This is a genomic window from Erwinia sp. INIA01, from assembly GCF_025947915.1.
GTDB classification, from domain to species: Bacteria; Pseudomonadota; Gammaproteobacteria; order Enterobacterales; family Enterobacteriaceae; genus Erwinia; species Erwinia coffeiphila.
Genome location: NZ_JAPDNC010000005.1, coordinates 63,597 through 82,729, shown reverse-complemented (window position 1 = coordinate 82,729; position 19,133 = coordinate 63,597). Strand labels below are relative to the sequence as shown.

The window sequence follows — 19,133 nt, the reverse complement described above, 5'->3', positions numbered from 1 at the left end:
GGCCATTTTTTTGTGCCTTACGTTAACTTAGCGCTGCCAGAGTTTTTTGCTGGCGATATCTGCCCCGGCGCGCAGCGCGCGGAATTTCTCGCGCACCACCGTCGGATGCACTTCGGGTTTGTAGGTGGCCTGGGAGGAGAAGCCGCAGTCGGCACCGGCGATCACATTCTCGCGGCCCACGCGCTCGGCGAAGCGCACCAGACGCTCGGCGATCAGCTCCGGGTGCTCAACGGTGTTGCTGGCGTGGCAGATCACGCCCGGGATCAGTCGTTTGCCCTGCGGCAGCTTCACCTGCTCCCAGATATGGTATTCGTGTTCATGGCGCACGTTACCCGCTTCAAAGGAGTAATCCGCCACGTTGATATTCAGCATATAGCGCACGAATTCAATAAACGGCACGTCGTGAATGCGCGGGCCTTCATTGATGCTGTAGCAGGTGTGGTAGCGGATTTTTTCCGCCGGGATGCCGCGCAGCGCGTGGTTAAGGATCTCCACGTATTCATTGGCTTTGGCGATAATCTGCGCGTTGTTCAGCTGCGGATCGGCAAAAAGATCCGGCAGGAACGGGTCGTCAATTTGCAGGCCAAAACCGGCGTCGATAATCGCCTTGTACTCCACGCGCAGCGCTTCCGCTACCGCTGACAGATAGTCGCCTTCCGTTTTATAAAACTCGTTACTGCCCACGCCGGTCGGCGCGACCGACGGCACAAACGCGCCAAATGCACCGGCAGATTTCGCTGCATCGGCCAGGTTGGTCAAGTCGCGCTGTAGCTGTGCCACGCCGTGATAGGCAATCGGCCCGGTGCAGGCGACCGGTACAAACGGCACCAGATTACCGCCGAGCATCGCTTCACCAAAATACTGTTTATAGTACTCAGGGAAGGCATTCACTTCGGCATCAAAGGCGGTGTAGCGCTGGCCCGGGCGCGGATCGAACCCGCTCATTCGGTCGCGAACGTAGGCAAAGAAGCCCACTTTAGACATTTCACCGTCGGCCACGATATCAATACCGTCAGCGACCTGCTGCTGAACGGACTCAAACACCGCATCGCGGATATGACTTTCCAGTTCGGCATGGTTATCCGCGCCCTGGATGTTGGCCTTCATCACGTCCAGCAGTTGGACCGGACGGGCCAGGCTGCCCACGTGGGTGGTTAAAATACGGTTTTCGGCTGACACTGCGTTCTCCCTGGAGGATTGAATCGGTAAGGTTACCCGCCGTGGCTCCAGCGGTTTTTTGTGGCTATACCTGAATACAATCCGGCGAAAGTGTCAATTGAATCATTGGGTAATAATTGCGAAGGGGAATAGTACCAGAAGGTTATGGCTGACTCTGTCGTTGAATCCTGACCCTGCCTTCAGCGCGGCGACTTTAATTTCTCTGCGGTGGCGGCCTTTAACCAGCGCTGAAAGGTCGGGCACTCTGCATGGCTGGCGGCCGGGCATTCCGCCACGTGGCGCAGCCCCTTGCTCATTGCACGCAGGCGGCTGATGGTGGCATCAATCTCATCGGCCCGGGTCAGTAACACCGCCCGGTCAACCTGCGGTTCGCCGCCGGGAGACAGCATGCTGCGGATCTCATCCAGCGAAAGCCCGCCAGCCTGGCCCAGGGCAATCAGCGCCAGCTGGTCCAGCACGTCTGCGGCAAAGTGACGCCGCTCTCCTTCGGGACTGATTGCGCGGATCAGGCCCATTTTCTGATAGTAGCGCAGCGTGGAGGCGGGCACCCCTGAACGCCGGGCAGTCTCGGAGATATCCATTGTGAGCCTCTTGACTTGAAGTTGACTTCAACTTCTATCATGCCTGCAACCGTTAAAATGAGAAAGAGGAACAGGCTGTGATGGGCATTTTTGATGAGGCGATAAAAATTATTCTGGTGGGGACAGGCGCAACGCTGGTGATGGACATCTGGTCTTCGATCCTGAAACGGCTGGGGAACCCCACTCTGGATTACGCACTGGTCGGTCGCTGGGTCGGCCACATGCTACATGGGCGGTTTGCGCACGAGTCGATCGGCCGCGCGTCGCCGATTGCGGGGGAGCGCTGGATGGGCTGGATGATTCATTATGCCACCGGCGTGCTGTTCGCGGCTCTGCTGGTGGCTTTCACCGGCAGCGGCTGGCTGGCGAACCCGACCTTATTGCCTGCCTTATCCGTTGGTGTAGCAACCGTTGCATTTCCGCTGTTTATTATGCAGCCCGCGATGGGCGCTGGATTTGCCGCGTCGCGCACGCCCACACCGATGAAAAACCGCCTGCGCAGCCTGGCAACGCATGCGGTCTTCGGCTGCGGGATGTATCTGGCGGCGGTGTGCTTGTTGGGATTTTGGGGAGGGTGAGGTTTGGAATGTAAGCCGAATTTGAACGACAGATATATAAGTAAATATTGTCAGTTACTTGTCAGTTGCGAAATACTTTGTTACAGGCTAATTTGGGATCGATCCTGACTGGAGGCGAAGCATGGCAACGAAACCACCTCGTACTTTTAAGTATGGAAACCAACCGATAAGAACGATCATTGTTCAGGTTATTGAAGAGTTGGGAGGCTCTGCGACAGCAAACGAAGTTGATGCGGTCCTCAAAGACAAATTTCCTCATTACCAGGACAATACTTACCTAAACCTTATTGCTAATACGGTGAACTGCAATCGAAGCCACTGGAGCTTCAACAAGACGGCCAGGCGTTCAGACGATTCAGCACACCGACACCATCAGTACGACCGCTTATTTAAACGTGGAAACATATACGAAATTTATAACCCGCAGATCCACGGTGTGTTTGAGCTTTATGAAAATGACGCAGGTAAATGGTGTTTTCGAGAAGTTAAGTCTGAATTTGAAGAAGCGGTAGAATCAGCCTTAAAGCTAACCGCGAAAGAACGCGCGGAAATTTTATCCGCAGCGAGTAAAACCCCTGAGGTGACTGAAGTCATTAGTCGTGTCTTCAAACGGAATCCGGTCGTGGTCGCAGAGGTACTTTTTCGGGCAAATGGTCAGTGCCAGAACTGTAAGCGTGATGCTCCCTTCAATCGGGAAGACGGTTCGCCTTATCTTGAAGTTCATCACATCGAATGGTTATCCCGGGGTGGGGAAGATACGGTGGAAAATGCGATGGCTTTGTGTCCTAACTGCCATCGACATGTTCATCATGGCGGGCTTGATCTCACTTAAAGAAGCACGGGAAATTACAGAGTGCTGAGTGGCTAAGTACAACAGCTTACAGCCTGATGAATTTGTTGATGATAGCTATCGGTGAGTAAAGGTTGAAGGAGAGGACGTCGGAAATGCTGGAAGTTGAATTTCGGGAATGGCTGGAGGCCAGAGGTGAAAAAACTCAGGCGGCTCTCGACTCTCGTATTTATGCGCTCAAAACTATCGAAAAAAATCTCGCCGCGCTGGGTTCTCCTTATGCGGATCTGGATGCCGCCTATCAAGCGGATAGATTTGCGCAACTGCGCGAACGGATCAAACAGATTCGCCACGATGCTAAAGACAACGGCGATGACTATCGACTGCTGATGCCCAACTCAGAACAACCGCTTAACCGGTTATCCAACTGGAACAGCTGGCTCGGGCAATATGGGCGCTTCCTTGGCGGTGATGACTCTCAGGCCGATGAGATTCGGGATTACGTTCTTGAAAACTACATCACCCCAGCCCGCGAGCGCGGTGATGACAGTGTGAGCGTGGTCGTTGGCCCGCTGAATAATCAAATGGGCCTTAAAATGGCATGGCCGAACATCTGTCAGGCACTCGATGGGAAAATATTTCAGGAGCTGGCTGATGTTCCCCCTCCGCGAACGGAAGGACCAAAGAAGAGCACAACCCGCAAATATACCTTTATCCTCACTGCAGGAGATCGTCCGGTGCCCCAGGCTAAACCCATGCCGACTAACCTCATTCTTTACGGTCCTCCCGGTACCGGTAAAACCTATCATACGGCGAGGGAAGCCGTAGCGCTCTGCGATGGTGACGCCGCCTATCCGCAGTCAAAGGAAGGGCGCACAGCCCTGATGGCGCGTTACAACCAACTGATGGCAGAAAAAAGGATTGCCTTCGTTACCTTCCACCAGAGTTATGACTACGAAACCTTCGTTGAGGGTCTTCGTCCTGAAACCGGTGAAGAGGAGGCTTCTTCTGCAGGATTCAGACTCGCCCCTAAACCGGGACTCTTCAGGGACATTTGCGCCCTGGCCGATCAGGCGAGAACGCAGACTCGTGTGCCTGCCGGCATTTCTGCAATCGATCTGTCGCGAAGACAATTCTGGAAAATGGGGCAGGGGACTATTGGTTCAGAAGATGATGTTTATGAAGACGCGCTGGCTAACGACTATATCGCCCTGGGGTGGGGCGGAAGAATCGACTGGAGTGCGGATAAGTTTTCATCGTTCAACGCGATTCATGCTGAGTGGGTCAAACAAAACCCGGCAAACCTGACGCCGAGTAACTGGACGCAGACTTATCCCTTCCGCAGCGAAATGAAACCCGGCGATATCGTGATTGTCCCTTACGGGAATACCGCGTTTCGTGCTATTGCGGAAATAACGGGCGATTACTTTTTCGTTCCTGAGGCTGAAGGTTACTATGCCCACCGCCGCGCTGTGCGCTGGCTACTGACCCTCGATGAACCACTCGCGCTGGATACCATCATTAATGTTAACTTCACAATGCGGACGCTCTATTCAATCCCTGGCAACCGTGTCAATTTTCCGGCTCTGGGCAGGCTGATATCGGATACAGAAGATAAAAAGCCAGATGCCGAAGGTCAGCCGGAGCAGTTCGTCCTCATTATTGATGAAATCAACCGGGCGAATATTTCGAAGGTGTTTGGTGAGCTGATTACGTTAATCGAGCCGGACAAACGTCTGGGCATGCCGGATGCGCTTACCGCCATGCTGCCGTATTCGAAAAAGAAAGACTTTGGGGTTCCCGCCAACCTTCATATCATCGGCACCATGAACACCGCCGATCGCTCCATCGCTTTGCTCGACACGGCATTGCGGCGACGGTTTAACTTCCGGGAAATGGCTCCCGACGCCAGCCTGCTGGGTGAAGTAGAGGGTATCGATCTCACCGCCGTCCTGACCACCATCAACCAGCGAATCGAATATCTCATCGGCCGGGAATATCGTATCGGACACGCCTTCTTCATCAATTGTGAAAACAGAAAAGAGGTTGAAGATGTTGTGCGCAATAAGGTCGTACCGCTGTTGGAGGAGTATTTCTTCGAGGACTGGGGCCGTATCGCCGCTGTACTGGGTGATGGGTTCATGCAGAAAAATCAGATCCCTCCACCGCCAGGAATAGAGGGCGAGCCATTATCAAGCTGGTCGGTACGTGCGTCGTTCACGAATGACGCCTTTGAACGGCTGGTGGGGAAAGCCAGAACGCTTAACGCCACGGCTCTCAAGACTTCCGGTACCTCTGAAGAATGACGCACCTCACCGTTCATGAATGGCGGGGCGTTGGTGTGGGGACGCAAAGCAGCTCAAACTCTTCTGATGCGTTTACCCGCTCTCAGGCTAATGCGCTGCTTGCAGCGGCGCGGGCGCATCCGCTGGCGAATCAGCACGGCACCAATATCTTAATTGATAGTCACAGCAAAATCATTGCCGGGCAAATGGTTGGGGTCATTAGCGCTCCGGGGTGTAGCCTTGAGATCCTGCCAAAGATTGACGACGAGACAACAGAATCTCCCGCCACAGTCCGACATCGCCTGATTCGGATGCTTGATGTCGCCCTCGGACTTAATCTCGGCAGTGGACAGGCCTCAAAAATGGCGAGACAGGCTGGAAGCCTGCTTGACATATTTATCCGCCTGTTCGCTGAGCGACTCCTGGCCGAAGTACGACGGGGCTTGCCGCATGACTATCTGGCCCAGGAAGACGATTTACCCGCCCTGCGTGGACGGCTCAATATCAGGCGGCAATTCACTACGCTGGCCGTGCGCCCTGACAGCCTCGCCTGTCGTTATGATGTTCTGTCGGCAAATCCCCCTCTGCTCCGCATTATGAAGGCGTGCGTTGTTATGCTTCGCCATTATGCGCGGTCTGCGGATACGCTCCGACGTCTGAATGAGCTGCGCATCATGCTGGTGGACGTGAGCGATATCCCAATAAGTCATCTTCCATGGTCTCAGGTGCGGATCGACAGGACTAACCACCGCTGGGATACGCTCTACAAGCTGGCGCGCCTCCTGCTGAAACGCGACTGGCAGGCCACGCACCGCGATAGCCGGGCGCAGCAAGGGATCACATTGCTTTTCCCCATGAACGATCTGTTCGAGGCCTATATCGCGGCACTGGCGAAGCGAGCCGTACGCGGCACGGAGTGGACGGTCCGCGCGCAGGCCGGCAGATTATACTGCCTGATTGAGGACGGAAAAGAGGGCAGGCCGCGCTTTCAGACCCGGCCGGATCTGCTTATTGAGCGGGATAACCAGACGGTGATGATCATCGACACTAAATGGAAGCGAATTGGTAATAATCCCGAAGATGCCAGGTACGGCGTATCGCAGACCGATGTTTACCAGATGATGGCCTACGCGCGGCTGTATAAATGTCCGCAGGTTATGCTCCTCTATCCGCATCATGCGGGTCTGGGTGCTCAGCGCCTGAGAGCAGATTACAGGATTGTAGCGGGCGAAGAACGACTGCAGGTGGCGAGTGTCGATCTGATTCCCGACGAAGCCGCCGTTGTCGAGCAGTTAACTCACCTTATTGGCATCAATACGCAGAAGGGCGAGGGGAAGGGCGCAGCCTGAAATCTGGCCCGTAATAAATCTCAGCAACACGCAGGAATGATTTTGCATTAGCGTTTGAATGTGCGCCGGTAGACCTGGGGGGCATCTGGGGGAAAATGGGGGAAGGTTTGGGGGCTGGTTGTTTGGGTAGAGGGAGAAGCGGACTCTCGTAATGGTTCCGTAGCAGGTAAAAGGGTTCTGGCATGGTTACGTATTAATTAGCTGGGAATTGGTTTGAAAATTAAATTGAAAAAACCGCAATTTTACGGTTTTTTATAAAAAATATTAAATTGTTACCAAGTGCCGGACTAGTTCGTCTGGAACACTGATAAAGGGTTCATGCCCACTTTCCAAAACGCGAATATCACTGATTCCAGCTCTTTCAGCCATATAGTGCTGAAGCGCAGGAGACACCGCTCTGTCTTGAGTGCAAATGATGAATGTCCTGGCGAGTGGTATCGACTCGACTCCAGAAATTAATGGTGTGATAACCGGTCCCAATGGCTGGGGTCTGAAATATTGCAGAAGATGCTGGTATTTATCTTCCCTACAGTCATTGAAAAATGTGCCGGGGATGTATTCAGGTGTTAGTGTAGCAATACCATCTTCTAAATTTATATCAGCCTTGGGCCCAGTTACACCTAATTGATTACTTTCCTCACCCAATCCTGCTACTGATTCCCCCGTTCGAGGGGCGAACGCACATACATACACAATACGACTAAATAGTTCCGGTGCTAAAGCCGCAGCAAGAGTTACAGCCGCGCCCCCCATACTGTGACCGACCAGAGTAACATCACCTGCAGTGGAAAATTTACTTGCTCGGGAAATGATTGTCTCTGCATAACCTTCAAGCGTTACATTTCCTGGTAATGTTAAGTCTTGCCCGCTTCCCGGCAGATCAAAAGTAAGAACTTCCTTCCCTTCAGATCGAAGTTTTTCAGCAACTGACAGCCATGCCCACTCGCCTTGCCATGCACCATGGATTAAAACGTACTTTTCGGTCATTAGGAATTCCTGCTATAGGGCTAATTGTGCGAAATGGAATCTTACTCATCGCTGATGAGAAAGAAAATAATCAGTAAATGCGACTATTTGCATAACAGTTGAACAGTTCCGCGCTGAACTACGCAGAAAGGTGTTTTCGCCGTCCGCTCCTGCCAAAGAGCGGGCGCAACCCGCGTCCCGCATCGATCAAAACCTGCCTAATTCAAAATAAGGATGCTGGCGGACAGCCCTGCCACTAACTCAATCCCGGCGGGCAAGGTATCTAACTGGATACGCACCGGTACGCGCTGGGCGAGGCGCACCCAGTTAAACGTCGGATTGACATCCGGCAGTCCAAGCGCGCCCGTCTCGTCGTTGTTGTCACCGATCCCACGTCCGATACTCTCCACGTGCCCCGAAATGAGCGGGTCAAACCCCATCAGTGAAATCTGCGCGCTGCTGCCAACGCGGATATGACGCAGTTTCGTCTCTTCAAAATAGCCCACCACCCAAAAACTTTTTGCATCGATAATCGCAACTTTTGTTTCTCCCGCCGTGGCATAGTCGCCGGGGCGCAGCCGGAGGTGGGTGACGTAGCCCGTAACGGGTGCGCGAACGGTGGCATGGGATAAATTCAGCTGCGCCAGCTCAAGCGCGGCCAGTGCACCCTGATAATTGGCCGCCGCGATGCTGGCCGTACTGCCCGTTTGCCGGATGTCCTCGCCGGAAATCGCACCTTTGATCAACGCACGTCGCCTGGCGGCATCCTGACGCATCAGCATCTCATGGCGTTTTGCTTCAACATCGGCCTGTGCGCTGAGCACGGCCAGCTTCAGCCAGTGCGGATCGACAGCATAAAGTACATCACCACGGTTAACCCACTGATTATCGCGGACAGCCACACTGCTCACCGGCCCGGAAACATCCGGTGCAATTTGCACCACATCTGCGCGAACTCGCCCATCCCGGGTCCAGGGTGTTTGCGCATAGTGCTTCCATAAAATAAATGCCAGAACTGATGCCACCGCCACGGCCGTGAATGTCAGTGCGTAACGTGCCAGCAAAGAGAGTAAAGATTTCATGCGAATAACCCCAAAATGGTCAGACCCTGTAAGAGCAGGAAAAAGGTAACGACATACGCCGAAAAATCTATCAGCGGGCGAAAGGGCAGGCGGCGATAAACTCGGCTGAAAGAGAAAAGCGGTACAAGTGAAAGCGTGCAGACCAGAGCGGCGAGCGCTGTCACCAGCAGGCCGGGGATAAACACGCCCCCGATATTGATGTCATTGATCATTGGCGGGTTCCTTATCCTGCATCCTTAATGCGCAATGCAGATCGACAAGCCCGTCGGCGAACTGGCGCGATTGTTCGTCTGCGGCGGGCAGGCAAAATTCTGCCATTGCCCGAATTTGCTCGCGTAAAGCGTCGATCTGGGTGGTGCAGGTGAGGCAATGCAGCAACTCGTTGATTTCGCAGCCCGCGGGGATGGCGCAGCGGCGCAGGCGCATGACGCAAAGACCAATGCGCAGAAAGTGCAACAGATGATCGAGTGCCAGTGCGGAGGACGGCCCGCTGCGCTGTAAACGCGGCAATAGCAGGGCAGCCCGGTCAATCATCAGATTGGTCCAGTGCGTCTCATTGCCTTTAAAAACGCCGTTCACGCTGCGTCGAATATCGCGCTGGCAAAGTTTCAGCAGGCGTTTAATCGCTGCGTCTGCCTGGACGGTTTGCAGCAGGCTCATGCTGATAACCGCGAAGCCTGTCGCGAAAAATAACGCGATAGCCGTGTTGGCCGCACTGGCGAAGTCGCCGGTGTAGTGCGCACCCAGTTCACATAGCACAGGCAACGTTAACGTGATCCCCATCGCCATAAAGGTTGTTGGCGGCCGCGCCTGGAGCGACCCGGCAAACAGAAAAGCGGGGGCGAAAACGGCCACCAGAACGGGGAAATCGCTGACCTGTGGCAGCAGGGCGAAGCTGTAGACAAGGCTTATCAGTACGCCCCACACGGAGCCGATAATGTATTTCACGATATGCGGGGCTGGCGTATCGAAACTGCCAAACAGCGTGCAGCAAACCCCAAGAATGGATACGGCCGTGCCGCCCTCTGGCCAGGCTGAGAAAATCCAGAGCAGACAGCCACCGAGGATGATAGCGAACGCCCCCAGTGCCGTTCGGCCAGCACTTAAAGGATCGCGATGGAAAACATACCCCTTCACTGCGCTACCTTCCTCCAGCGTGAGGGTGGGTTTTGCGTGACGGATGGCATCCGAAAGGCGCTCACACTGTTGTATAAGGGCGATCAACTCAGCGATATAGCCAACGAAATTCGCCCGCAGCGCGTCCTCAAACGTCAGTGCCTGTGCTGCGTGCGACGCCATCAACTGCGCGCTGCGTTTTTGTAGCGCATCCGCCGCGCTTTTGTGTTTCCCGGTATCGTCGCTGGTAAGCCAGGCCTGAATATCACCCAGCAGCGTCTGTATATCGGCTGGCATATTCGCGATTGTCCGTAAGCGATCGTGTAATTCACTGTTCACAATCACTAACCGTGCCAGCCGGTCATGAAGTGCTTTCCTTGCCTGACGGACGGGAGCCGAAAGGGAAAAATCATACGGGATGTGGTGGCTGATGCCCTGTAGAAACTGCAGGGCCAGTGCGAGGTGCAGCGGTTCTGACACCGCATCGGACCTGCCTGCCAGGGTGTCGGCAATCCGCCGTCGCGCGGTGTGCATCACTTGCGCTAATTTGTTGTTAAACAACCCGGATATGCGGGTGGGCAAAATGTATCGGTGAATCAGTGCCGCGCAAAGGATGCCGATCGTTATCTCCTGTACGCGGACGATAGCGATAGTAAACACCGAGCCAGGATCGGAGACGGCGGGAAAACCAATCAGACTTGCGGTGTAACCGGCCAACACAAAGGCATAGGCGCGGGGTGTGCGTTCAAGCAGCGATAACCAGAGGCAAAAGGTTATCCAGCCGGTCAGCATCACGCTGCACAGGATGGGCATATTCACAAATGTCGGCACGATCAACACCGTTGCCGCCGCGCCTGCCACGGTGCCCGCCAGGCGATAAAGGCTCCTGCTCAGTGACGCACCGACTGACGTTTGCGAAACGACATAGACGGTGATGATGGCCCAGGAGGGGCGATCAAGACCGATCGACAGGGCGATATAATACGCGAGCATCGCGGCCGCAAAACTCCTGACGGAATAGAGCAGGGCATGGGCATCGCCAAGCAGCGTGGGAGAGGTGATGCGCCACGGCCAGCGACTTATCGCGTGCAGAGAATGTCTGTAATGAAGGTTTATTTTGCTCATGCCCGGGATTATTCACGGTTTGCACATGTCCTTAAATACTCTATTCTGTCAAAAAATACCTAAATGTTGCCAACGCTATGCCATCCAGACTTGCCCATACTCTGTTCGATCCCGACAGCACGCCCGTCCCGGCCGTCGCACGCCAAATCGACTTCGTGGACTACGCAGCAGAAGTGCCGGTTCACACGCACCGTAAAGGGCAGTTGATCATCGCCCTGTATGGCGCGGTGATTTGCCGTGCCGAAAATGATATCTGGATAGTGCCGCCGGATTGCGCAATGTGGATTCCAGGAGGCATCCCGCATAGTGCCAAAGCTACCTGGAATGCCCATCTCAACTACTTATTTATTGAACCTGGCGCTGCCGATCTGCCGGAGAAATGCTGCACGCTGGCGATTTCACCGCTGATTAAAGAGTTAGTTGAGCGTTTAACGAATGAGGACGTTGATTACGCGGCGGAGAGTCATGCTGGCAGACTGACCAGAGTGACGCTCGACGAACTCGTAACCATGCCACAGCAGAAATTAAGCCTGCCGGTTTCGACGCACCCTAAAATTCGCGCCATGGCCGATGCGCTGGTCAGCCAGCCGGAAGACCGGAGCACGTTTAAAGTCTGGGCAAAGCGGCTGGCAATCAGCGAGCGTTCATTAGCCCGTTTGATGCTGCGTGAAACCGGCCTGACCTTCGGGCGGTGGCGCCAGCAGCTGCATCTGATCATTGCGCTCCGGGAGCTGGCAAGCGGCGTATCGGTACAAAACGTGGCGGCTAATCTGGGCTATGAGTCGGTTAACGCGTTTATCACCATGTTCAGAAAAACGATGGGCAGCACGCCGGCGCAGTATTTTGCGGTTCAAAGAGCGGCGAATGCTTGAGTTAGCGGGATGTTTGCTGCGGTGTCAGGTTTTTGACAGGCGTTGCGTCACGCAGAAACTCGGTAATTTAATGGCATCAATAAAAAATCCACGCCGTTGCGTGGATTTTATAGGGTTTGTCAGTCTTCATGCGATGCTTCGAGAGCGCATGAGACAACAGAATCCGGTTACACGTTAAACAGGAAGTTCATCACATCGCCATCTTTCACGATGTAGTCTTTACCTTCTGAACGCATCTTACCGGCTTCTTTCGCACCCTGTTCACCCTTGCAGGCGATGTAGTCGTCAAAACCGATGGTCTGCGCGCGGATAAAGCCTTTTTCGAAGTCGGTGTGGATTTTACCGGCGGCCTGTGGCGCGGTCGCACCAACAGGGATAGTCCAGGCACGCACTTCCTTCACGCCAGCGGTGAAGTAGGTTTGCAGGTTCAGCAGGGCATAACCAGCGCGGATCACGCGGTTCAGGCCCGGCTCTTCAATACCCAGCTCGGCCATAAACTCTTCGCGGTCGCCGTCTTCCAGCTCGGCAATATCAGACTCAACGGCAGCGCACACTGGAACCACAACGGAACCTTCAGCGGCGGCGATTTCGCGCACTTTATCCAGGTACGGGTTGTTCTCGAAGCCGTCTTCGTTGACGTTCGCGATGTACATGGTTGGCTTCAGAGTCAGGAAGCTCAGGTAGCGGATGGCCGCTTTGTCTTCTTCGCTCAGGTCCAGCGCGCGCAGCATGCCAGCTTTTTCCAGCTGCGGCAGGCATTTTTCCAGCGCGGCCTGTTCGGCTTTCGCGTCTTTATCGCCGCCTTTGGCTTTCTTCTGCACGCGCTGCAGGGCACGTTCGCAGGTATCAAGGTCGGAAAGCGCCAGCTCGGTGTTGATGGTTTCGATATCGTCCGCCGGATCGACCTTGTTATTCACGTGAATAATGTTGTCGTTCTCAAAGCAGCGCACCACGTGGCCAATCGCTTCGGTTTCACGGATGTTGGTCAGGAACTGGTTGCCCAGGCCTTCACCTTTAGATGCGCCTTTAACCAGGCCCGCGATATCCACGAATTCCATGGTGGTTGGCAGAATGCGCTGCGGCTTAACGATTTCGGCCAGCTGATCCAGACGTGAGTCAGGCATTGGCACTACGCCGGTATTCGGCTCAATGGTGCAGAACGGGAAGTTAGCTGCTTCGATGCCCGCTTTGGTTAACGCATTGAACAGGGTGGATTTCCCGACGTTTGGCAGGCCCACAATACCGCATTTGAATCCCATGTTTGAATCACCTTAATAGCTTGATAATCAAGGTATTGTTAAATACCTCAATGTTGTCACAGACAGTGTCTTAAAAGTTTCCGCGCATTATACACGTAAAACCGGCTGCGATGGCGTTGATTTGTCGCGCCCCGGGCAGGTTTAACTTGAGATCGCCTTCACAATTTCCCATACTGACATATCTTTACCCTTATCGGAGAACCGCGCAGATGCATTGCTTCCTGCTTACGCCACCCTGAGAATGCTCCCTTCTGCGCAACGGATCCGTTGCCTTCACTCGTCGCATGAACGAGTCCGCTGTACCCGCTGATAGCCTGAATCGCGCGGTGCAGAACTTCTGTCTGTAAAAAATAACTGGAAATAACATGTTTAACCTGAGCAATTTCAGGGCGAGAGACGTCAAAAATGACGTGCTGGCCGGTGCTGTCGTCTCGGTGGCGCTGATCCCGGAAGCGACTGCCTTTTCCCTGCTGGCCGGGCTGTCGCCGACTATCGGCCTGCATACCGCCTTTATCCTCGGCATTATCACCGCCTTCTTCGGTGGCAAGCCGGGAATGATCTCCGGTGCGGCCGGGTCGATCGTGGTGGTACTGATTAGCCTGATTACCCAGCACGGCTACGAGTATGTGCTGGTGGCCAGCATCCTCGCCGGGCTGATTCAGTTGGCGATTGGCGTGCTCAAGCTGGGCAAGTTTATCCGTCTGGTGCCGCAGCCGGCGATTTATGGCTTTGTTAACGGTCTGGCGATTGTCATTATGCTGGCGCAGTTCCCGATGATTAAAGGGCAGGGGCCGATGATGTACGCGCTGGTCGCGCTGGCGATGCTGATTGTCTGGCTGTTCCCGAAAGTGACCAAAATTATTCCCGGTTCGCTGGCGGCGCTGCTCGTGATTAGCGCGATCGCCATTGGCTTTGGGCTGGATACCAAACGCGTTGGCGATCTGGCGGATATCTCCGGCACGCTGCCGATGTTCCACCTGCCGCAGGTGCCGGTGAGCTGGGAAACGCTGAAAATCGTGCTGCCGTATTCGGTGGTGATTGCGCTGGTCGGACTGATCGAGTCGCTGCTGACGCTGGCGGTGCTGGATGAAATGGGCAGCAAAAAAGGCGCGGGTAATCAGGAGTGCGTGGCACAGGGCATCGGCAATACGCTGTGCGGCTTCTTCGGCAGTTTTGCGGGCTGCGCGATGATCGGCCAGTCGATTATTAACTTCACCTCCGGCGGCCGCGGGCGCATCTCAAACCTGGTCGGTGCCGTACTGCTGATTCTGTTTGTTGTCAGCCTGTCGCAGTACATCGCGCTGCTGCCGGTGGCGGCACTGGCCGGGATTATGTTTGTGGTGTGCATCAATACCTTTGAGTGGAGTTCAATCAAGCGCCTGAAGCGGATGCCGAAAGCGGATGCGGTGATAATGATTGCCGTGACGCTGGTGACGATCTTTACCGATCTGGCGATGGCGGTGATTTGCGGGGTGATTATCTCCGCGCTGGTCTTTGCCTGGCAGCATGCGCGCATCACTATCGTCGCGCAGGAGAGTGAAGAAGGGCAGAAAACCTATCGTCTGGAGGGGCCGCTGTTCTTTGGTTCGACAACCAGTTTCCAGGAGCTGTTCGATCCGCAGCAGGACCCGGATCGGGTGGTGATTGATTTTGCGCGTACCCGGGTGATGGATTCCAGCGGCGTGGAGGCGATTGATAAGCTGACCGCGCGCTATCTGGAAGCAGGAAAAACCCTTCGCCTGCGCCATCTCAGCGAGGACTGCATCAGCCTGCTGAAAAAGGCGGGGCCATACTGTACGCATGAACTGGACGACCCCGATTATAAGGTCGCCAGCAACGACGCCTGACGTAGAGCGTCGCAAGCAGGCCCGAATCCGGGCCTGCTGCTATCAACCCGCTTTATAGCTGTGCAGGCGGTTCATTGCCTTCAGCTTATCTTCCTTCAGCCACACTTCGGTGCAGCGCGCCGCTTCGTCAATGGCGTTATCAATCAGCGGCTGTTCAGAGGCCATCGGTTTACCCAGCACGAATCCCACCACTTTATTACGATCGCCAGGATGGCCGATGCCGATGCGCAGGCGGTGGAAGTTCAGGTTATTACCCAGCTTGCTGATGATATCTTTCAGGCCGTTGTGCCCGCCGTGGCCGCCGCCCTGTTTGAATTTTGCCACGCCCGGCGGCAGGTCCAGCTCGTCGTGCGCGACCAGAATCTCTTCCGGCGCGATGCGATAAAACGTCGCCATCGCCGCCACGGCTTTACCGCTGAGGTTCATAAAGGTGGTCGGCACCAGCAGGCGCACATCTTCACCGCCGATATTCAATCGCGCGGTGTAGCCATAAAATTTACTTTCTTCCTTTAGCGACTGATTGTGACGTTCAGCCAGCAAATCAACATACCAGGCGCCGGCATTATGGCGCGTAGCGGCGTATTCAGCGCCGGGATTGGCAAGGCCAACAATCAGTTTGATGCTGCTCACGGTGTATTTTCCTGAAGCGTACGAATTAAGGCAGGTAGTTTACTGAAGCGGAAGGGATAACTCAAAGGCCACCGGACGCTCTCTGCGAATGGCAGATAGTTAGTCAGCGTGATAATACATTTTCTATACAAATTCAGTCGATTAGATGTAAAGAACTGTCAAAGATTTAGCAATAAATGTGATCACGCCCGCAACGAGAGCCCAGACGATTTCCTACACTATGGACATCTGGCAATGGAATTTGCCCTGTTAAACCGTCTGGAGGTGCGTAATGAAACGTAAACATACACATGTAATGGGCAACGCCCTGATGGTGCTGGGTTTAGTGGTGATGATTTTCGGGGTAGGTTACTCGGTTCTTAATCAGATGCCGCAGCTGCAGTTACCGCAGTTTATGGTGCATGGGGCGATTTTCAGTATCTTCATCGGTGCGCTGCTGTGGTTGGTTGGTGCCCGCGTTAGCGGACGGGAAAAAATTGCCGACCGCTACTACTGGGTGCGTCACTGCGGCGATAAACGCTGCCGTCAGGGTAATCGCCAGCACTAATTAAGTCCCGCAGTGGACAATAGGGTTAAATCATCTAGCTTTGCTGACCTTCATTAATGCCCGCCTTCGCGGGCATTATGTCTTGTTCAGGCGTAGTTAAAGCCATCAGCTTGAGACAGCGAAGCTCGTCCGTCAATTGTTTAACCGGCTACCGGCAGGGTTTGTAACCGCTGTTCGTCCGGATGATACACCTTTATCTGATTACGTCCGGCTGCTTTGGCCTGATACAGCGCATCATCCGCCGCAGCAATCAGTGAATCCACGAGCAGGGGTCCATAAGAGCTGCTGGCAACGCCAATGCTGACGCTGTAGTGCACCTGCTGCGGTCTCGAAGCTTCTATTATCTGACGAATCCGCTCTGCCGTTTCCATACCCACTTTTTCATCGCATAAAACAATGGCAGCAAATTCCTCGCCCCCAAGCCGGGCAAAAAAGCTGTCCGCGGGTAGCTCAGTGACCACTTTGTGGCAAAAATCGATCAGCACCTGATCGCCATGATAGTGACCATAGCGGTCGTTGATGCTTTTAAAGTGGTCGAGATCGAACAACATCACGGTGATCTCGCGGGCGGCGCTGGCAGGGTTTGCCAGCTGGTCGGCTTTTTCAAACAGCGCACGGCGATTCCAGACGCCGGTCAGCGGATCGAGCAGCGAAGCCTGTTTGTACTTGATCAGTGTGCGTTCGTTAACCATCGCCATCAGGGTAAAACTCATGCCGATCACAATCAGTATTGATTCCAGGATGACATAAACCGAGAAGGTCGAACCGCCAATCGCCCCGTAGAGCGGGCTGGGTATGCCGCCGTCCAGTAGCGCCCGCAAAACGCTAAACAGAAGATGTATCCACAGCAGAAGTCGGGCGGGCCAGAAGGTCACCGGTAGCATGGCACGCGCGCGGTGCAGTTCGCGGATCATCGCTGCGGTGTAGATAATACACATCAGGCAGGAAACCAGAATCCGGTTGTGCATTGAGTTCCAGAACCACGGGAACAGGCACAGCACGCCCCAGAGCACCATGCCCAGCGTCCAGTCGTAGCCGCACCGCGCGCCTCGAAAGGCGCGAAAGGCGCTGAGTAACAGACCATAGGCCAGCAGCACGCAGATATTGCCCACCGCCACTGACCAGAACAGCAGGCCTTCGCTACGAAGGCTGCTTAACCAGACGGCAATAACACTGACAATCAGCGAGATACAGTTAAATCCCAACACTTTATCGTACTGTGCGCCGCTCCAGGCAAAGGCGGTGATGACGATAAGAAACAGCAGTACGTACAGCTCGCAGATAAACAGGGTTGCGACGTCTAGCGCCATATAAGAATATTCCGATTAAGTCAATTCGAGCAAAGTAGCATTAATAAATGGTCCTCAAAAGGGGGGGTTATGCCAAATTGCTAAAAAAAACTGTCCGGCATCACTATCCGCTTAATTAATCTGCTTACCCCGGGGAACCAGGCACAGCCAGATCGCGATGGCACAGATCACGGTAACAACCAAAAGTACCCAAAGCAGCTGTGCGAAGGCGTGCTCCGCCATCGGTAACAGTGCGGAGTCGATGGCCGATCCGGCACTCAATGTCGGTAGCGATTCGGCAGAGGCGTGGTGAAGATTTGCCAGGCGGGCCAGCAAAAAGGTAAACAGACTGCTGACGCTTGCCAACGCCACGCCTTCCCCGGCTACGCGCACCGTACTGAAAATTCCGGTCGCCATACCCGCACGCTGCGGCGGCACCACGCTGACCGACAGGTTGTCCATCAGCCCCCACGGCAGCCCGCTACCTGTTCCGATCAGTAACATCGCCAGCAGGGTTAACAGCAGCGAGCTTTGCGGCGTTACCACACTCAGCAGCCCGATACCCGCAGCGGCCAGCTGCAGACCACCCGCGCTGACCGTGCCGGGATGGTAGCGGCGGGTCAGACTGACCGCGATCGAGGGAATAATCAGCATTGGCAGCGAGATGGCTAACATCAGCAAACCCGTGGTTAAAGCGTCATAGCCGTAAAATCCCATAAATCGTAGCGGCAGCAGCACCAGCAGTACCACGAAACAGTAGCAGGTCGCGACCGGCAACAGTTGTACACCAACGAAGCGGCCGTAGCGGAACAGGCTGAGGTCGAGCATCGGGAAGGCCGTGCGCCGCTCAATAAAGACAAACAGCGCACCCGTCAGCAGGGAAGCCAGCAGCAGAATGCGGGTGAGCGGCGTACTGCCGCCGTCGGCCATTTGCAATAATCCCCAGGTAAACAGCGTCAGCGCGGTGCTGAAGGTGATGATACCGGCCCAGTCCAGCGGCTGCGGGTCGGGGTTGCGTGACTCGGCCAGATAGCGGGTGCCAAAAAGTAATGCCACCGCACCAAACAGGGCACAGCAGAGGAAAACGCTGTGCCAGCCCGCCGCCTGCATCAACATTCCTGCCACCACCGGTCCCGCCGCCAGCCCCACGCCGAAACTGGTTCCCAGCATGCTAAAAGCCCGGGCGCGCGCTTCGCCGTTAAAACTGTTGGCCATGGCTGCTGAACCTCCGGCCAGTGCGGCAGCGGCAGCCGCCCCTTGTAGCGCGCGAACAATATCCAGCCAGACTACTGAAGGCAGCCATGGGGTCAGCAGTGAAAGCAGGGTGAATACCAATACGCCGCTGATAAACAGGCGCTTGCGGCCATAGCGATCGGCCAGGGAGCCAGCGGCCATCAGCAAACTGCCGAAGCTGAGCAGGAATGAGTTGGTTATCCAACTCAGCGCGAGGGGAGAACCGCCGGGATGAACGGCAATCGCTGGCGTGGCGATGACCCCGGCAGAAAAACTCAGCGGCAGCATCAGCGCCGCGCTGCAAACGGCCAGCACGCTCCAGCGGCTGCTTTGGGCTTCAAGTGTCAGGGAACTCATTTTTTATCTCCGCTTTCATCAGTCAAAAAAGCAGGATAGATTGGCATG

Annotated in this window: 17 protein-coding genes; 7 read left to right on the top strand and 10 right to left on the bottom strand. The window is 54.9% G+C overall.

Annotation, left to right across the window (positions count from 1 at the left end):
• Nucleotides 1–27: 27 nt before the first annotated feature.
• Nucleotides 28–1,179 (bottom strand): methionine synthase, encoded by a 1,152-nt coding sequence (locus tag OMR58_RS10550; RefSeq protein WP_200562636.1) that lies wholly within the window; start codon nucleotides 1,177–1,179, stop codon nucleotides 28–30.
• A 179-nt stretch (nucleotides 1,180–1,358) separates the two neighbouring features.
• Nucleotides 1,359–1,760 carry a helix-turn-helix domain-containing protein gene (locus tag OMR58_RS10545; protein WP_264545872.1) on the bottom strand — a complete coding sequence of 134 codons (402 nt, stop codon included), beginning with the start codon at nucleotides 1,758–1,760 and terminating at the stop codon, nucleotides 1,359–1,361.
• Nucleotides 1,761–1,840: 80 nt separating this feature from the next.
• Between OMR58_RS10545 and OMR58_RS10540 the strand changes: the two genes are divergently transcribed.
• The 4 genes from OMR58_RS10540 (at nucleotide 1,841) to OMR58_RS10525 (ending at nucleotide 6,762) form a co-directional block, all read left to right on the top strand.
• Nucleotides 1,841–2,338 carry a DUF2938 domain-containing protein gene (locus OMR58_RS10540; protein WP_264546044.1) on the top strand — a complete coding sequence of 166 codons (498 nt, stop codon included), beginning with the start codon at nucleotides 1,841–1,843 and terminating at the stop codon, nucleotides 2,336–2,338.
• A 121-nt stretch (nucleotides 2,339–2,459) separates the two neighbouring features.
• On the top strand, nucleotides 2,460–3,170 hold the full coding sequence (locus tag OMR58_RS10535; RefSeq protein ID WP_264545871.1) for an HNH endonuclease: 711 nt from the start codon (nucleotides 2,460–2,462) through the stop codon (nucleotides 3,168–3,170).
• A gap of 113 nt (nucleotides 3,171–3,283) precedes the next feature.
• Nucleotides 3,284–5,434: an AAA family ATPase gene (locus tag OMR58_RS10530; protein WP_264545870.1), complete on the top strand. Its 2,151-nt coding sequence runs from the start codon at nucleotides 3,284–3,286 to the stop codon at nucleotides 5,432–5,434.
• Nucleotides 5,431–6,762 (top strand): McrC family protein, encoded by a 1,332-nt coding sequence (locus tag OMR58_RS10525; RefSeq protein WP_264545869.1) that lies wholly within the window; start codon nucleotides 5,431–5,433, stop codon nucleotides 6,760–6,762. The genes OMR58_RS10530 and OMR58_RS10525 overlap by 4 nt, the downstream gene beginning before the upstream one ends.
• 264 nt (nucleotides 6,763–7,026) lie before the next feature.
• Here the strand turns inward: OMR58_RS10525 and OMR58_RS10520 are convergent, their stop codons facing one another.
• From OMR58_RS10520 to OMR58_RS10505, 4 genes are all read right to left on the bottom strand, one after another.
• On the bottom strand, nucleotides 7,027–7,749 hold the full coding sequence (locus tag OMR58_RS10520; RefSeq protein ID WP_264545868.1) for an alpha/beta fold hydrolase: 723 nt from the start codon (nucleotides 7,747–7,749) through the stop codon (nucleotides 7,027–7,029).
• A 197-nt stretch (nucleotides 7,750–7,946) separates the two neighbouring features.
• Nucleotides 7,947–8,810 carry an efflux RND transporter periplasmic adaptor subunit gene (locus OMR58_RS10515; RefSeq protein ID WP_264545867.1) on the bottom strand — a complete coding sequence of 288 codons (864 nt, stop codon included), beginning with the start codon at nucleotides 8,808–8,810 and terminating at the stop codon, nucleotides 7,947–7,949.
• Nucleotides 8,807–9,022 carry a DUF1656 domain-containing protein gene (locus OMR58_RS10510; protein ID WP_264545866.1) on the bottom strand — a complete coding sequence of 72 codons (216 nt, stop codon included), beginning with the start codon at nucleotides 9,020–9,022 and terminating at the stop codon, nucleotides 8,807–8,809. Before OMR58_RS10510 ends, OMR58_RS10515 begins: the two co-directional genes overlap by 4 nt.
• Entirely contained in the window at nucleotides 9,012–11,051 is a 2,040-nt protein-coding gene (locus OMR58_RS10505; RefSeq protein WP_264545865.1) for an FUSC family protein, read from the bottom strand. The genes OMR58_RS10510 and OMR58_RS10505 overlap by 11 nt, the downstream gene beginning before the upstream one ends.
• A 77-nt stretch (nucleotides 11,052–11,128) precedes the next feature.
• Between OMR58_RS10505 and OMR58_RS10500 the strand changes: the two genes are divergently transcribed.
• Nucleotides 11,129–11,923 carry an AraC family transcriptional regulator gene (locus OMR58_RS10500; protein WP_200562650.1) on the top strand — a complete coding sequence of 265 codons (795 nt, stop codon included), beginning with the start codon at nucleotides 11,129–11,131 and terminating at the stop codon, nucleotides 11,921–11,923.
• Between the two features lie 167 nt (nucleotides 11,924–12,090).
• On the opposite strand, the gene ychF is transcribed toward OMR58_RS10500, so the two are convergent.
• The gene (gene ychF / locus OMR58_RS10495) at nucleotides 12,091–13,182 is read right to left on the bottom strand and encodes a redox-regulated ATPase YchF (protein WP_105594342.1); all 1,092 of its coding nucleotides are present in this window, start codon (nucleotides 13,180–13,182) and stop codon (nucleotides 12,091–12,093) included.
• Between the two features lie 365 nt (nucleotides 13,183–13,547).
• On the opposite strand from ychF, the gene OMR58_RS10490 reads away from it, so the two are divergent.
• Entirely contained in the window at nucleotides 13,548–15,029 is a 1,482-nt protein-coding gene (locus OMR58_RS10490) for a SulP family inorganic anion transporter (protein ID WP_264545864.1), read from the top strand.
• A 42-nt stretch (nucleotides 15,030–15,071) separates the two neighbouring features.
• Here OMR58_RS10490 and pth read toward each other — a convergent pair whose 3' ends face one another.
• Entirely contained in the window at nucleotides 15,072–15,659 is a 588-nt protein-coding gene (gene pth, locus OMR58_RS10485; protein ID WP_105594344.1) for an aminoacyl-tRNA hydrolase, read from the bottom strand.
• Nucleotides 15,660–15,930: 271 nt separating this feature from the next.
• Between pth and ychH the strand changes: the two genes are divergently transcribed.
• On the top strand, nucleotides 15,931–16,206 hold the full coding sequence (gene ychH, locus OMR58_RS10480) for a stress-induced protein YchH (protein WP_105594345.1): 276 nt from the start codon (nucleotides 15,931–15,933) through the stop codon (nucleotides 16,204–16,206).
• Between the two features lie 140 nt (nucleotides 16,207–16,346).
• On the opposite strand, the gene OMR58_RS10475 is transcribed toward ychH, so the two are convergent.
• Together OMR58_RS10475 and OMR58_RS10470 are read right to left on the bottom strand one after the other, a co-directional pair.
• On the bottom strand, nucleotides 16,347–17,516 hold the full coding sequence (locus OMR58_RS10475; protein WP_264545863.1) for a GGDEF domain-containing protein: 1,170 nt from the start codon (nucleotides 17,514–17,516) through the stop codon (nucleotides 16,347–16,349).
• A 111-nt stretch (nucleotides 17,517–17,627) separates the two neighbouring features.
• Nucleotides 17,628–19,085, bottom strand: a complete 1,458-nt coding sequence (locus OMR58_RS10470) for an MFS transporter (protein WP_264545862.1) — start codon at nucleotides 19,083–19,085, stop codon at nucleotides 17,628–17,630.
• Nucleotides 19,086–19,133 lie beyond the last annotated feature (48 nt).